Origin of the sequence: Paraglaciecola sp. 25GB23A (assembly GCF_040012495.1) — a bacterium.
Taxonomy (GTDB): domain Bacteria; phylum Pseudomonadota; class Gammaproteobacteria; order Enterobacterales; family Alteromonadaceae; genus Paraglaciecola.
Window position 1 is genome coordinate 17,188 of record NZ_JBDYKM010000005.1, and the last position, 16,338, is coordinate 33,525.

Annotated in this window: 9 protein-coding genes; 2 read left to right on the forward strand and 7 right to left on the reverse strand. The window is 42.9% G+C overall.

Translation table 11 applies throughout. From position 1 onward, the window contains the following. Positions 1-10: 10 nt before the first annotated feature. The 5 genes from ABKW31_RS10480 to ABKW31_RS10500 form a co-directional block, all read right to left on the reverse strand. Positions 11-1,015, reverse strand: a complete 1,005-nt coding sequence (locus ABKW31_RS10480; protein WP_348616297.1) for a LacI family DNA-binding transcriptional regulator — start codon at positions 1,013-1,015, stop codon at positions 11-13. Positions 1,016-1,075: 60 nt separating this feature from the next. Next, positions 1,076-2,407 (reverse strand): MFS transporter, encoded by a 1,332-nt coding sequence (locus ABKW31_RS10485; protein WP_348616298.1) that lies wholly within the window; start codon positions 2,405-2,407, stop codon positions 1,076-1,078. Positions 2,408-2,511: 104 nt separating this feature from the next. Next, the gene (locus tag ABKW31_RS10490) at positions 2,512-5,118 is read right to left on the reverse strand and encodes a cellulase family glycosylhydrolase (RefSeq protein WP_348616299.1); all 2,607 of its coding nucleotides are present in this window, start codon (positions 5,116-5,118) and stop codon (positions 2,512-2,514) included. A 19-nt stretch (positions 5,119-5,137) separates the two neighbouring features. Next, positions 5,138-7,489, reverse strand: a complete 2,352-nt coding sequence (locus ABKW31_RS10495) for a glycoside hydrolase family 2 TIM barrel-domain containing protein (RefSeq protein ID WP_348616300.1) — start codon at positions 7,487-7,489, stop codon at positions 5,138-5,140. A 127-nt stretch (positions 7,490-7,616) separates the two neighbouring features. Then, positions 7,617-10,343, reverse strand: coding sequence for a TonB-dependent receptor (locus ABKW31_RS10500; protein ID WP_348616301.1), 2,727 nt, complete (start codon positions 10,341-10,343; stop codon positions 7,617-7,619). Between the two features lie 552 nt (positions 10,344-10,895). Between ABKW31_RS10500 and ABKW31_RS10505 the strand changes: the two genes are divergently transcribed. Both ABKW31_RS10505 and ABKW31_RS10510 read left to right on the forward strand, forming a co-directional pair. Then, positions 10,896-12,350 (forward strand): sulfotransferase, encoded by a 1,455-nt coding sequence (locus ABKW31_RS10505; RefSeq protein WP_348616302.1) that lies wholly within the window; start codon positions 10,896-10,898, stop codon positions 12,348-12,350. Between the two features lie 311 nt (positions 12,351-12,661). Further along, complete coding sequence (locus tag ABKW31_RS10510) at positions 12,662-13,825, forward strand: NF038122 family metalloprotease (RefSeq protein WP_348616303.1); 1,164 nt, start codon at positions 12,662-12,664, stop codon at positions 13,823-13,825. A 190-nt stretch (positions 13,826-14,015) separates the two neighbouring features. On the opposite strand, the gene ABKW31_RS10515 is transcribed toward ABKW31_RS10510, so the two are convergent. Next, positions 14,016-14,381: a hypothetical protein gene (locus ABKW31_RS10515; RefSeq protein ID WP_348616304.1), complete on the reverse strand. Its 366-nt coding sequence runs from the start codon at positions 14,379-14,381 to the stop codon at positions 14,016-14,018. 144 nt (positions 14,382-14,525) lie between these two features. Further along, positions 14,526-16,334 carry a sodium:solute symporter family protein gene (locus ABKW31_RS10520; RefSeq protein WP_348616305.1) on the reverse strand — a complete coding sequence of 603 codons (1,809 nt, stop codon included), beginning with the start codon at positions 16,332-16,334 and terminating at the stop codon, positions 14,526-14,528. Positions 16,335-16,338: the final 4 nt, after the last annotated feature.

A 16,338-nucleotide genomic window follows, 5' to 3' on the forward strand; every position in this document is an offset into this window, starting at 1 on the left:
TAACACTATATTAAGGCGGTGCGGCAACCGAATCCCGTTCAACCAATTCAGCTAAAAACAAATGGGTTTGACTGCTGAGCTTGCGGTTCGGACTATTTAATTCTATTGCCAAATTTGAGGCATAATTGGCCATTTCTTCTATGGGATAACGCATGGTAGTCAAGCGGGGCCTGCAAGCACGGGCCAAAGGTAAATCATCAAAACCTATCACCGAAACATCTTGTGGCACCCTTAACCCGGCAGCAAATAAGGCATGAATCGCACCGATTGCCATCAAATCATTGTAAGCCAATAATGCAGTAAATTTTATGCCTTTAGCCAACAGAGCATTAACCGCTTGCTCGCCACCTTCAATATTAGCAGTAGACTCCTCAATAGCATTATTGCTCAACTCTAAACCTGCACGAGCTAGTGCTTGGCGACTACCTTGCACCCGTAATTCAGGATCACCATTGCGATAGATACTCGTTATTATGGCGAATTTAAGATGGCCTTTATCAAGCAGATATTGTGCGGCTTGATCGGCACCTTGAATATTATCTAACCACACACATCGATTAGCTATTTTAGAAATAAAGCGATTAATTAATACTAGGCCGGGAATTTCGTTAGCCAATTTGGTTAGGGTTTTATGATCAGAATAATCACTGTGCAATATGATGCTATGGCAATTGTGCTCTCTGAGCGAATTAATAGCATCGAGTTCTGACTTGGTTTCATAGAGAGAATTAGCCATCAGTAATTTGTAACGATTTTCTCGGGCCGACTTTTCAACGCCGCTGGCCAAGGTACCAAAAAATGACATGGATAACTTAGGCGTCACAACACCAATGGTTTTACTGGTTTTGCCGACTAAAGCTTGGGCATTACTGTTAGGACGATAGCCCAGTTCAGCGATGACTTTTTTTACTCTGGCTCGGCACGCTGGCCCCACCTGAATACCATCATGAATAACCCGTGAAACAGTAGCCGTCGACACACCGGCAATTCGCGCCACATCTTTAATTGTCACCATGCCCGACTCTCTCTATTATCTAGTTGTTTTTTATAATAATTCATCAAGTTTCTTATTGCATTAATTGTTATTTACCGACAAACGTAAACGTATAACAAAGTAGGCCGCCAAACTAAAAAAACAGGTACCAAAAGCTAAAATAACACGTAAATTAGTCATACTACTGTCCGTTTGATTTGCACCTAATGCAGCGTCAAAACCGCTGAGATTCAAACACAGGCCTGAAAGCAGGATAGCCAATGCGCCACTTAGGCTGGCGACAACAGTAAACAAGGCGACAAAACGTCCTTCTTCTGCTCGGCCTGATTGCTGGGTATGTTGATCGCTTATGTCAGCTAACATTGAAGGGACCAAGGTTATCATCGCACTCCATACGACAGTGCAAAACAAGGCATCAACTATAATCCACAGACCCATATCTGGCACAAATATATACCATTTGATTACTCCCCCAAGCGCGGTTAACAAAAACACTCCCTGCAATACTTTTGTTTTATCTAGCCTAGCGGACAAACGAATTAAAAGTGGAATAGCCAACATGCCCAGCAAAGTGTAGGCAGTAGAAAGCCAACCTTTATCTATCGCTCCTTGGCTAATATCACCGCCGTGCACATAATAAACTAACAGGTAATAGTCCATACTGGCACTAAATGCCCCGCCCCCTAGTTGCAACACACAGACCACTAAAATAGCCACCAATGCTTTATTATTTTTTATTAGGCTCAGACTATCGTTGAGTTTAATTTTGATTTTTTTTTGTTTGATTGATTGTTGCTCACGACAAAAAATCGCTGGCAACATACCTAATAAGGCAATAACGCCAATACCGATAAGCCAGCCCACCACCTTAATCCCTAAAAAAACAGAGGAGAAAAGCGTCAATTGTGCCAAGGGAAATAACCATTGATAAAGCAAAGTCCCAAGTTTTACAAAGTAACTGGTGGTGCCCATTAGTCGCAAACGAATAACTGGATCTCGACTGATTTCATAGGATAAACAGGTCATGGGAATGTTTAAAAATGCATAGGCGCAATAGAGTAAAAAAGAGCTAAGCGCAAAATACAGCAACTGATTGTTGGCCGACCAGTGTTCTGGCACCATCCAAACGAGTCCAAACAATAAACCGCAAGCCCATGAAGACACAAAGATAAAAGGCCGGCGGCGCCCCCAGCGGCTGTAAAACTGATCACTTAAACGCCCCACCCAAGGATTGAGTAATGAGGCGAGAACTAAGGGGAGTATTAGTACAATACTGAGTAAAAAAGGGTCGACACCAAGCGTCATTTGATAAAATGGGATCGCCAACACCATCAAACTTTGGCTAACAAAAGAACTAGCAAAAAAGCCCGCGCCTAAGCTCCATTTTTGTCTGCTTGCTATGTTCTGGGACAAATCCCCCCCTATTGATTGGTATTCATACATGCTTCGCCGCTAAAGCAGCTCCTACAAAAAGCGGATTAATCACCTTGTAGGAGCAGCACGCAACTACAGATAATTTAACGGGATAGCAATTTAACCTCAGAAATGTCAATGCCATGCCAACCTTTGCTGGCCTTTTTAGCATATTTTTGCCCTAACAAAACCAACTGCATCCCTTGGAGAAGATTGAGTTGCTCAGTGAAGTGACTTTCTCTATCTTCATCAGCTACTTTATAGCTTGCTGGCATAAAACTCGGATAACTTTTTGGAAACAAGGTATCAAGCGCTTTTAAAGCAGACACGGGAACCACAAGATATTGCCAATCAGTGCTCACTTCAAGTGTAATTCCGTAGGCTAAGCCGTGACTATCTAATAAACTAAATTGTAGGTTTTCTGCTTGCTTTATGGCTCTTACCTTAATGGCCAGTGTATTGTATTTTGCAAGATTGCGCAGGGCTAATGGGTTATCAGGGGCTAAGGTCAAACGGAGCAGCGGGTTCTCTCCCTCAGTTAATTTTTCAGTTGATAAACGCAGGGCTAATCCTTGTCCTTGCTGACCGCTTACATACTGCCAATTTGATTCTGCATTTTTGGGATAAATCAGATTATCGTGATCCGCTAAAGCGTCAAAGAGGGTTACCGGCGCCCCAAGTGGCCTTAATTCAGTTGTCCAAAAAGGCACAGAGCTAACAAAGTCCCATTCCAAGGGTGAACCTTCAATTGCCCCCGGGAAAGTTGTATTTTTGCCATTTAGTGTCACTACAAAACCGTACTCTAATTGCCCAGCAACCGCCCATTGTTCCTGAGTAACGGGCAGACGCACTGTATAAGTATTGCCTGTAATCCTTTGCATATCTAACAGAGTAAAATCTTTATGGCCACGATATCGAATAGCCAAAGCCACATTGTTAGGTATTTTCTCACTGCCTATTTCGACTGAAAAAGTAAGTTTATCCGCTAAGTTCATTTCCCGTTGAGCTTGATGATGAATCGCTAACTTTGGGGGACTAAGTTGCGGTATTAAAAATTCAGTATTAATACCCACACTAGGGGTTTCTGGGGGGGTATTACGCGAAAGTAAATACACCCCTGGTCTTACCCAAACGGTGCCTTTTTCTGCTTGGGCAAACAACTCGTTATGCGCATTGAATCCTTTGATAAAATAACGCTTACCTAAATCAGCTAGTTTGATGTTCAGTTGCTGAGTTGACGAATACAGCCGCCCTACCTCACGTTTTAAGCTGGCAGGTTGATAAGGGTCTTGAATGGGCAGTAGGTCGGGATAGACTTCTAAACGCCAAAGTTCATCACCTATTTTATCTAAAAAGTAGGCTCCTGTTCCTTGATAATCTGCCACAGGAGAAGTACCAAGACCTGCAATCTGCTCTAGCTTTTGGCTGTCTGGCGGGCTAATTTCTGTTGTATTAGAATACAAAAACTGTTGCGCACTAACTAGCACACTTACATTTTGCTGATAATCCACACTTACTTGACTAGTACCTGCCATAAAGTGATTACTTTGTGGGTAATTGGCTTGTTTTTGTAAACGCGGCATTTGCCTGAAAGCTTCAGCAGCGATCATAAAGCTGATGGCCTTTGCCGGTGTGTACAACAAATTTAAATAGTGAGTATTGTAATCAGAATTTGTATCAGCAATAGCGGCCGGATCATAGGCAAACTGACTCGCCCACTGAAAGCCTGCTTCTCTAAAACTACGAGCCATGGCAGGGTACATCACCGACTTGCCCGTATCTGCTGCATCAAACTCATAAATCATCTTGGCTTTAGTTTGACAGGCGGCAATGTCGGCGAAAGGATCGCTATAATGAGCCACAGTGGCTAATAAATTTGATGTAAATTCAGCATTTTTCACTAGCCCCGCCGGATACCATTGATAAGCAATACCGTCGATTGACGTTGCACAAAGTCGAGCAGCAAAGTCAGGATTATTGCCCTGTTCACTAATGTTGTAATACAAAGGCAAGGTAATACCTTGCTCACGCACGGTTTTTATCAGACCTTCTATATAGTCTTCATTGTCTTTTAAACCGTCTTCATGTCGCGGTTCATTAAATAATTCAATAGCTAAAACATTGGGGTCTTGGCCGTAGCGCTTTTGAGTATAAGGGTTGATATGGGCAAAAAACTGTCTTAAGTAACGCTGTTGTGCGCTGATCGCTTGGCGGTTTTGGTTCATATCACCTTTGGAATACAGACTCGAGAACCCAGGTTCGTCGGGATCTGGCTCGGGATAGCCGCTGCCCCACCAGGCAATAGGCGTAATAATCACTCTGATACCTTTTTCTGCCAATTTTGCTAAGAGATAATCAAATAATTGAAGGTGTTCGTTGACTAACAAATTACCTTGTTCGTCGCTGATTTGCCTATCCCACACATGCACTCGATAGGCATCTAAACCTAATCTGGCAATATGAGCGACATCCATATCAATTGCCGCTTTATGGTCAATTCCCCGTTTTTGTAAAGCCCGATAACTATAAGCAAAAGGCACGGCATAATTGACCCCAAACAAGACCACTTCCTGACCTTGTTTACTGCCTGTGCTCCAGGTCAGTACTCCATTAATCACTTTTGCCTCAGCTGGCACTTCTCTAGCGAGTGCCGCTGAACTGACAAAGCCAAGTATCAATGTAAGTAAGGTGGTTTTAAGCAAAACACGCATAATCAAACTCTCTGTTTTATCAAAAGGTAACAGTGGGGCTAATAATATTCATGGAGGCTGACTTAGCTGAAACACTGGCGTTTTCTAAGGTAGAGCCAATGCGCAACAATACAGCTGCGGTGCCTTGCTCAGTCAATGGCGCCTCAGGATTCATAATTTCAATGTCGCCATTTACACTAAAATCAATTTGTTGATGATTTAACGGCACCTTATTACCTGCTGCATCTTGCAATTCTGCGTAGGCAAATACCACATCGTTTTGACCGGCTACTGGCGCCACACCACTGGTGTCAATCCGCAAACTTATGCTGGCAACATCACTCGGAGTTGTCACACTATCACTTGCTACTTCTTTGCCATCAATAAAGGCTTTAGCCACTAATTCACCTGCGGCAAATTGTGCCACTTCAAATTCAAAGGGTGGATGAGCAAGTTGATCCGATAAAGTGCTAGTGTTTGGTGTTTGTCTGGCGACTAATTTACCGTTTAAGTACAGCTCAACTTCCTGAGCATTGCTAAATACCCTGAGCTGAGTACTCGAGTCAGCCGTCCACTCGCTGGCTATTTTTACCATTGGACCTGCGCTGAATTTATCAGACTGCAAAGCAGGGTCACGCTGACTCTGAAAAAAGTAATAGCTGTATTTGGGTAAACGATACAAACTCATGATGCCCGAGGCTTCTAGGTCGTCGGCGTAACCGCGGTTATAGTCAAACATCACCCAATAACCATCAGCGTAAGCCGGTGTGTGCAAATTGTCGTTATGCGCTTCTTGAATATTACGGGCCTGTTGTAATAAGCGTGCTTCGCCACTACTTAATAACTGTCGACTGGTACGCTCTTCTTCTTTGAGATCAGCCCAACTATCCTGATTTAAACCAGCATTTTGTGCGTAATATTCCCAATCGCCATACTCTGAGACATTGTAGGGCACAGTGGGCGCTTCATAATGCTGCATACGGTGTTGGCGCGCTTGCAAGTACATATCAAAACCCATTTGCCACCCTGCTGAAAAAGCCCCAGGGTATTCTTGTTTAACCATGGCATCTAGATCAGCAATAAATTCTGCTGGCATCCACGATTCATTAAGTGAACACTCAAAGGCCAACACACTGGCATGATTGCGATCACGACGGACTAAATCCCGACAAGTACGCAGCGTTTGGGCCTTAAACTCAGGATTTTCCAGGTAATACTGCCAACCTAAGATCGCGTCTATTAACACCAAGCCAAGCTCATCTGCTGCTTGCATAAAAGCTGGAGAATGTGGGTAGTGGGATAAACGCACATAATCAAAGCCCGCCGATTTAATTTTAACCGCATCACGGTAATCAGCCTGCGGCGATACGGCATAACCCACATGGGGATATTCTTGATGGCGGTTTACCCCACGCAAAAACGTTTCTTCACCATTGATCAGTAATTTATTTTTAGCATTAAAGCTAAATTCACGAATGCCGATTTTGCGGCTTTGACTTTCGATAAGTTGACCGTCTTGCTCAACCGTAGTGGTTAAAGTATATAAATTGGGGTGATTGGGGTGCCATAAGTTTGCTTGCTCAACATCAATCAACTGAGAAAACTGTGCATCGCTATTGGCTGCTAGAATCTGTTGTTGGACATTTTCTGCCACAGTTTTATCACCAAAACTCAAGTGTTGGCGCAGGATAAAGCTTTGCTTTAGAGCCGTGTCATTAACAATATGGGTTTTTACTTGAACCTGAGACAACTGAGTATCTACTTTTGGATAGCTCACAAATACACCACCACTGGCAGTTTTATTCGCGAGTATTTCATCACTAATATACAGCGGAGATTTAATCGCCAAGGTCACACCACGATATAAACCACCGAAAGTATTAAAATCGAGTTGACTCAAAGGTTTAGGGCCAATTATCGGATTATCTTGGTTATTCAGTTTAACCAATAAAATATTGTCTTTAGCCAACAGCAATTTGTCGCTAAGATCAAAAGTGAAGGGTAAATATCCTCCCATATGACTACCTAATAACTCACCGTTTAACCACACTTGCGCATAATTCATCGCGGCTTCAAAACGTAAAAAGACCTTATTGCCTTGCCACTGTGGCTGTGCTTTTATCGTTTTACGGTACCAAGCGATGCCCTGCCATTGATTATTGACCACCATGGGTTCGATTTGCGGCGTGTGAGGTAAACTCACCTCTTGCCACGCCAAGTTGCTAGGAGGCTGACCTTCTGACTGCTCATCGCCTTTAGCAAACTGCCAATCTTGGCGATAATCCAAAACTACATGATTAAAAGTGTCTGTTTTTACATGGGGTACTGGACTGCATGCCAGTGCCGTCCAGCACAGCAGTGTCACAAGACTTATTCTTAGGGGATTAAACACAAACTTTTTCCTATCTATATAACGAGACTGCCCAACGGGTTTCACTTATTTGAGCCACAAATACACTTAACAGCAGAAAACAAAAAACAGACTGATTGGCATGCCAATCAGTCTGTTAGAGACTGACTTAAAGTGAGTATTGAAAACCAATCAGGAAGCGACGACCCCATTCAACAAAATCAGCGGGACGGGTTTTGTCGTTGTCCCAATAGCTAACTGACGCTTCATTTGTTAAGTTTTGCCCTTGTAGCGTCACTTTCAAATGCTCGTTCACTTCATAAGAGAAACTGGCATCAACTGTGGCTTGGGCATCTTGTAAGGCTATTCGACTTGGGTTCCAACTGTTAATCGAAGTATATTCACTGCGATAGTCATAAGACACTCGCGCTTCAAAACCTTCGTTGTAGTACCACAGGGTTAAATTAGCCACATCTTTCGACAGACCACCCAAGGTGTAAGGGTTATTTTCAGGAATGAATTCTTTCACGCTCGAGTCAGTATAAGAGTAGTTAGCATAGACCCCTAAGCCATCAAACGGAGCCGGTAGTCCAGTGAATGCATGTTGAAATAATACTTCAAGGCCCTTGATTTTACCGCCATCCCCATTAACAGGACCGGTAAATTCATAGTCTACGCCATTGAAACTTAAATTTTCTTGGGCATTACCTATGTGATTTTGCAGATCTTTGAAAAACAAAGACAGGGTAATGGCACCGTCATCACCAAAGTAGTATTCATAACCAAGATCAGCTTGATTGGCGACAAAGGGGTTTAAGCTTGGGTTACCACCCGATGCTGTATAAGGCTCTACAGTTTCATCAATCGCAAAACCGGTTCGCATCTCGATCAAAGGTGGACGTGAAATCGTTCTTGCTAGGCCAAAACGGAGTTGTGACTCTTCATTTAAGCTTAGAATTATATTTAAAGACGGCAACAACTCATTGTAATCATGGCTTACAGCAACAGGACTAAGAATCCCAGCGATTTGCTGAAAGCCCTTCGATTCAGATTCGGTTTTAACATATCTAACCCCAAGATTACCGCTATAGTCTAAACCACCGATTGTGCCTCGCAGATTGGCTTGTGCATATAAATTATAAGTGGTTTCAGCTAATTCCCACGATGCCAGTTTATCAGCTGCGTTTTGCTGTGAGTAATCACGTTCGCTTAGACCACCAAATACTTGCTCAGCAACTTGATCCCAATTGTTAAAGCTGTACAACATGGGGGCTACCACGTCACCACCGATTTCATATTGCATGGCGTAATCGCTTAAACCATTGTTGGCTATAACTTCACGAGCCCAATCTATAACGCGATTCTGTTTATCGCGGTCAGTGTAGCGTCCACCAAACTCAATGCTGTAAATATCGTTGAAATCAATATCATGGGAAAAGTCCAGCTGGGCACTGACCATCTCATCGCTGAGGTCTCGATCATCATCACCAAACATACCGTAGTTAAAGGGTTCCCACACACCAGGTGAAGTTTCAACCCACGTTTCGACCCCTTCCAAACTGTAGTTTTCAGGATTGCCAATATCCGTGTAGTTTAAGCCCTGTGCAGTGTTAGGTAATATCTCCACCGCTAAACGATCATTGTCAGCTAGATTCCAACCCAGATCATAAGCAGGGCCATTATAAGTTGAACGAATATCTACCCATACTGAATCGATACTCGCTTGTGAGTAACCCACATCCGCTTTAATTGTCCACTCATCGCCCACGTACTCGGCATTTAGGCCAGTACTGATTAATTCGTTTTCTTGAAACCACGTCGCGTTATGCACTTCATGAGAACCATAAGCTAATCCGCCACCAATCACTTGCTCGGTGCCATCAGGCTTGGTAATGATGTTAGGCGGCGTTATTGAATTTTGATAATTCCAGTTTTGCCCACCTTGCCAATTACCCCAATTAGTAAAATAATATTGGTCTTCACGCTCTTTAATCTCAAATTTGGAATAAAATAAATCATATTTTAAGGTCAGTTCATCAGTCGCTTGCCACTCAAGAATGCTTAAGGCACCAAAGCGTTCAGTATTGCCAATCTTAGTATCGGCTTGGCCGCCCCATGGCAAGGCTTCTGTCTTACCGTTTTCATTGATATCACCCTGATTTTCCGGTGTATTATTGTAGTCCCAAGACTCAATTCCGCGCTGTAAAGAGGGCTGATCTTGATAAGCAACACCAAAGGCATAACCAAAGTCATCGCCGATTTTGTCGACATAACTCACACTGAATTTTTTACCGGTAGACTGGCCATTAGGTAGTTCATCACCCAATTCATATTGCATTAGGTTGCCACTAACGGAAAATATGCGTTGGTCTTTGCTCAAAGGATCAACAAAGTCTAAGTTGACTAAACCAGAAATACCCCCTTCAATATTGCTCGCCATAGGGCTTTTATAAACTTGCGCACCGCTGACTAATTCGGCTGGAAACTGTTCATAACGCACATCCCGACTTGGCTCACCAGAAACAATTTCACGACCATTCATAGTCGCCATATTTAAACGGGGGCCCATACCGCGAATCGAAATACGACTTGCGTTACCTCTATCACGGTCGGCGGTGATACCGGGTAGTCTAGCTAACGCGTCGGTGATGGTGACATCGGGCAACGCTCCAAGGTCATCAGTGGAAATAATTTCTACAGTTTGCAGCGCACTGCGTTTTTCAAATAGAGATTGTTTTAAAGTGGAAGCAAAACCTCTCACTTCAATTTTTTCAAGTTCTTCAGGATTTTGTTGTACAGCATTTTCAAGTTCTACTTCTTGAGCATATACCACAGGCAGCGCCAGTGCATTAACGATAGCTGCAGCCATCAAACTGACTTTAAATGAATTTCTCATATTTTCCTCGTATCACTGTAATCATAATTAATTGTGTAAGCGTTAGCCTGTTACCGGCACTATGTTCAAAAACGGTTTGACCTAGAGTCGATAAATAAGCAGTCCTAAAGTCAATAACAACTTTATAACATAAGTTTAGGTAAACGTTTACCTAAATATACAATTAATTACCTAAATATATTATTAAGCATTGATATTATTAGTTATTTTTAAGTAACGATTTTCCAAATAAGCTGACAAAAATACAATACATGTCCTTTTTTGTGAACACCATTTGAGTCTGTTGGGCCAGCCGAATTTTGCTGGCCGACGGGGTCTACTAATCCAAACAACAGGCTTATCAATAAGGGGGCAAAGTGCTTGCCCTTTGACCTGCTATTTGGGTCCGCGCTAGTATGAGATGACAAAATCGTTATTTTTAGCCAACCAGTGTTGGTATGCTAAAAACAATACGCCGCATAATTAAGATTTTACCTAGGCTTGAAAAACTTATAAGATTTTTTATCTATTTATGAGGTATCTAGTTCAGTAACATTAGGGAACAGCACAGGTATGAATGCACCAAGTTGGATGCCAATAGTTGAAGCGCTGAAAAAGGCGATGGCAACTAAAGACCGTACAGCAATTAATTTAGCCATTAATCAACTCTTAGAAATGCATGCCCCTTTAGGGGAACATTGGCGCTCTTTTGCAGAATTAATGCGTATTAATGGTGAATTGACCTTGGCTCATAGGGCCATGGATGCTTTTGTTGTATCTACCGGCCATAGCCATGCAGCAAAATATGCCAAAGTGGTATTACATACCCAGTGCGGCCAAATGCAACAAGCTTTTGATTTACTCGCAACACTACCGTCTGACATACCCGACTCAGCAGGGCATCAATATGTACTGGGCAATATTGCCATGTCACTTGGCTTATTTGACGATGCAAAGTCGTATTTAAACCAAGCGGTGATGCTAAAGCCCGGTTGGGGGCCATCTTGGTTAACATTAGCCTCAATAGAGAACTTTAGTGATGATGCCTTGTGTCAGCGACTCATCGCTGACAAAGCTGCTGCGAAAAAACATGCTCCTGCTGAAGTTGCTCGCTTTTATTATGCCTTAGGAAAAATGTATCTAGACAAAGGCAAAGCAGATAAAGCGTTTGCTAGTTATAGTGACGGGGCTAAATTGCTTCGAAAAGAGGTGCCCTACAGCAAAAAGGGCAATGAAACCAATGCTAAAAATGCGATGACAGGCTTTGACAGTGGCTTAATTGAAAACCTGAACCAGCAAAAAAAGCAAGACACTAGCCGCCCCATATTTGTTACAGGCTTGCCTCGTTCTGGCACCACCTTAGTAGAACAAATTCTTGCCAGTCACAGTAAAGTGGCTAATGGCGCAGAGCTCAATATAGCGCAACAACTTGCTGTGACGGTAGGCGGCAATTCGGGTGAAGCCCTGCAAGCATATATTGATAGTGGTAAGTCCATTGATGAAGTGGCATCGCTGTATTTGCATTTGCTGTCAGAAAGATTTGGTCAAGAAGGCCGTATTATTGACAAAAGCATCGATATGAGCCGGTTTTTAGGACTCATTGCTGCAGCGCTGCCTGATGCCCCCTTAATTTGGATGCGACGGGATCCACTTGATTCAGCATGGTCTTGTTTTAGAACTTTCTTTATCCATGGTGTTGGCTGGAGCTATGACTTAAGTGATATTGCCCATCATTTTAGCTTAGAAGATCAGTTACTTGATTACTGGCAACAGCGTCTGGGTAAACGTTTACTCGTTGTACCTTATCAAGAACTAGTCACCTCACCCGAAGTCTGGACTAAAAAATTATTGGCTCATTGTGGGCTGTCAGAAGAAGCTGCCCCTTTTAGCCCGCATAAAACAGACAGAGTGGTTATGACTGCCAGTGCCCTGCAAGTACGTAAACCCATTAACCGCGATGGTCTTAATGTGGCACAACCGTATATTAAACAGATGCAGCCTTTTTCAAAAGCCTATTCAAAAACCTAACAGCAAATGACCTTAATATTGGTGTCCAGAAATTTTACAATCTTTTCTTAAGACTGCGTTTAATTTCTTGTGTTCACGAGCAATAGAATACTTATTACTGGCGTATACATCTGGTAACTTCAAGTTAAATGACTGTCGGTTTTTTTTACAAAAAGCCAACTTATCAACCAGATTAATTTGTTTTTTACAATTAAAACAATGCCTTGCAAAACTAGCACGATTAATGCTTACAATCTGATTAGCAAATTGATACACAGAATTTCAATTGCAACAAAATTATAAAAACAGATAAATTCAGAGGAACGTCTTTAATGAAAAAAACACTATTAGCCGCAGCAGTGGCAAGTACTATGGTTGTTGGGTATTCTCAAGCAGCTGTTATTAATTTGATTGATGTAGGTGGCGTGACCGGTTCAGTTGCAGAAAAGGGTTTTCAAGCAGCAGCAGATTATTGGGGCAAAATGTTTTCCAATGACGCAACCATTAACTTAGAGGTGTCTTTCGGTGCCTTACCACCTAATGTCATAGGATCTACCGGCAGTACAAGGATAGATTTTTTGGTTGAGGATTGGATTAATGGCGTTAATGCCACTAAAAGTGCGTCAACGATAGATCAAACAGCCGTATTACCTACAACCACAAATGCCATTTTTGGTGTCGAATCAATCATAGGCGGCTTAACTTCAGGTGTGAATGTTGATGGTAACAATGATACGACAGTCACCGCTTCTTTAGACGGTAAATACGCTTCTGCTGTTTTATACCAAAACACTTCGGTTCTTAAAGCTATCGGTTACGATGCTGCTCTCGCAGGCGTTGTAGATGGCTCAATGACCTTTAGCAGTACGTTTGCGTTCGATTTTGATCCAACCAATGGTATTTCTGCAGGTACTTTTGACTTTTTAGGTGTAGCTATTCATGAAATGGGGCATGCCTTAGGTTTTGTATCAGGCGTAGATTTTCTTGACGTTTATGGCTTTCCGAATGGACTTGGGACTCAAGCTCCTTATGGACCATTAGGCTATGATCTTAACGATACCTCTATTTTTAGTGCTTTAGACATGTTCCGATACAGCGCGCCTGGTGTAGTAGATTATAGACCAAATGTTGACTCATACTTCTCCATTGATGGTGGTGCTACTGCCTTGATGGGCGGCTACATGTCTACAGGTCGTTACAACGGTGATGGTAACCAAGCTTCACATTGGAAAGAAGAGCCATTTTGCGGCGTTGGTTTAGGTATCATGGACCCTACTTTCTGTTTTGGTCAAATGGGCGAAATCACTGGCCTAGATTTGGCTGCTTTCGATGCTATGGGTTGGAACTTAAAAGTTGACGCTCTTAATTATGGTAGTGAAACTTCAGCGCAAATTTACGCACGTTTAGTGCCAGCGCCTACAACTTGGGCCCTAATGTTAGGCGCCTTAGGTGGTTTAGTGGGTTTAAGCCGTCGTAGAAATGTAAAAGCTAAGTAGTTTATTGTGCTGCTATAGCAGCAATAGACAAACACTAAAAAAGCCCGCTAATTAGCGGGCTTTTTGTTGAGTGATATATTTGTTCATGGGGTTTTTAGCTGGCAATAAAAAAGTCAGCAAAGTGAGCTGACTTTTTTTATAACAAGCCAAGCGTATGCCTGGCGACTTAATTTGAGGTATTACCTGCTGACTAACTGGTGCGCCTAGCTACTTTCGCTGAAACCTTCAAATGCGCGTGCCGTGAAAGCGCAAAACTGAAGATCAATTTAGACCACAGAGTCGTGCCGGCAATAGCACTCCAAGTAGCGTAACTAGCAGAGCCCGTTACCACTAGATAAATCACTAATACAACCGTGATACCAGCTAATAAATTAATCAGTAACTCAAAGGTAGCAAATTTTTCTGGTGATGCCGGTGATTGACCGTGTTTGAGTGCAACTTCTGAAAAATCTCGTTTTATCGCTATGCGCCATGCTCTTCGCAACCAGAAAAAAGCCATAGGAAACAGCGCTAAGAATAAGATCCACGTTAATGCAACACTGACGTCAAAAACCATAAAATTCCCCTAATATTTACTACGCTATGCACTGCATAAGCGTTGATGAAAAAGACCCCTCCAAGAATACTGAGGGGCTTTACTCTCTTTTTGTTACTTGGATTAAGTGCAACAACTGTGCACTTAATCCAAAGGTACTGATACTTAGTGGGCGCCATCTACCGATTTAGAACCACGTGGTATACGTACTGCTTCTACCATAGCTTGAATGTGTTCTGGTGGCTCTTTAGTAAATTTGTCTACCACAAAGGCAACTGCAAAATTCACCATCGCACCAACAGCACCAAAGGCTTCCGGCGTGATGCCGAAGAAGCTATTAGCACCACCAATCATATCCAAGTAATCCGTACCTTTGACAAAGAACAGTCCTTTGTGGGCAAACACATAAAACAAAGTAATAAACAGACCAGCCAACATACCAGCAATAGCGCCTTCTTTGTTCATTTTCTTACTAAAAATACCCATCATAATGGCCGGGAACAGCGAACTAGCTGCAATACCAAAGGCAAGGGCTACTGTGCCTGCGGCAAATCCAGGTGGATTGAGTCCTAACCACCCTGCCAGCATTATTGCCACGGCCATGGATACCTTACCCGCCAAGAGTTCATTTTTGTCGCTGATCGTTGGTACAAAAATGTTCTTGATTAAATCATGCGATACCGCTGAAGAAATCGCCATCAACAAACCAGCGGCTGTCGACAATGCAGCCGCTAAACCACCAGCAGCAATCAAGGCAATAACCCAGTTAGGTAACAAAGCTATTTCAGGATTAGCTAATACGATAATATCCGCATTAACAGTCAATTCATTGCCTTTCCAGCCAGCTGCGTCAGCCTTAGCCTTCGCTTCTAGATTAGTCGTCTTGTCATTGTAGTACTGGATTCGACCATCAGCGTTTTTATCTTCAAAGGACAGTAGACCGGTTTTTTCCCAGCGTTTCATCCAATCAGGGCGTTTTTCGAATTCTAAAGAAGCACCTTTAGCATAAACATCTACATCGCCCATCACGACACCAGGTGTCATGGTACTGAGTAAGTTCATTTTTGCCATTGCAGCAACAGCAGGTGCTGTGGTGTATAAAATAGCAATAAAAACTAAGGCCCAACCAGCAGAAGAACGAGCATCTTTAACCGATGGTACGGTGAAAAAGCGCATAATAACGTGAGGTAGTCCGGCTGTACCTATCATTAATGATAGTGTGTACATGAACATATTCAGGGTACTACCGGGTACTGATGTTGTATATTGACCAAATCCAAGCTCAGTTACCACACTATCTAACTTAGCCAGCAACGATATGTCTTGACCGACTAAATCTGAACCCAATCCGAGCTGTGGAATTGGATTACCAGTGAGCTGAAAGGAGATAAATATAGCAGGTACTGTATACGCTAAAATCAACACAATATATTGAGCAACTTGGGTATATGTAATGCCTTTCATGCCGCCAAATACGGCGTACATAAATACAATGCCCATGCCAATATAGATGCCCATTTCGCTGGTTACACCTAAGAAACGTGAGAATGCCACACCCACACCGGTCATCTGCCCGATTATATAGGTCAATGAAGCGGTTAGTAGACATAATACCGCGACCGTGCTTGCACTCTTAGAGTAAAATCTGTCGCCAATAAATTGCGGCACCGTGAATTTGCCAAATTTGCGCAAATAAGGAGCCAAGAGCATGGCCAGTAACACATAACCGCCGGTCCAGCCCATTAAAAATAAGCCTCCACCGTAGCCCATGGTAGAGATCAAGCCCGCCATTGATATGAAAGAGGCAGCCGACATCCAATCTGCCGCTGTGGCCATGCCATTAGCAACAGGATGTACACTACCTCCAGCCACGTAAAACTCACTGGTGGAGCCAGCCCTAGCCCAAATCGCGATGCCGATGTAGAGCAAAAAGCTCAGGCTGACACCGATGTAAATAGTCGTTTGAAGTTCCATGATT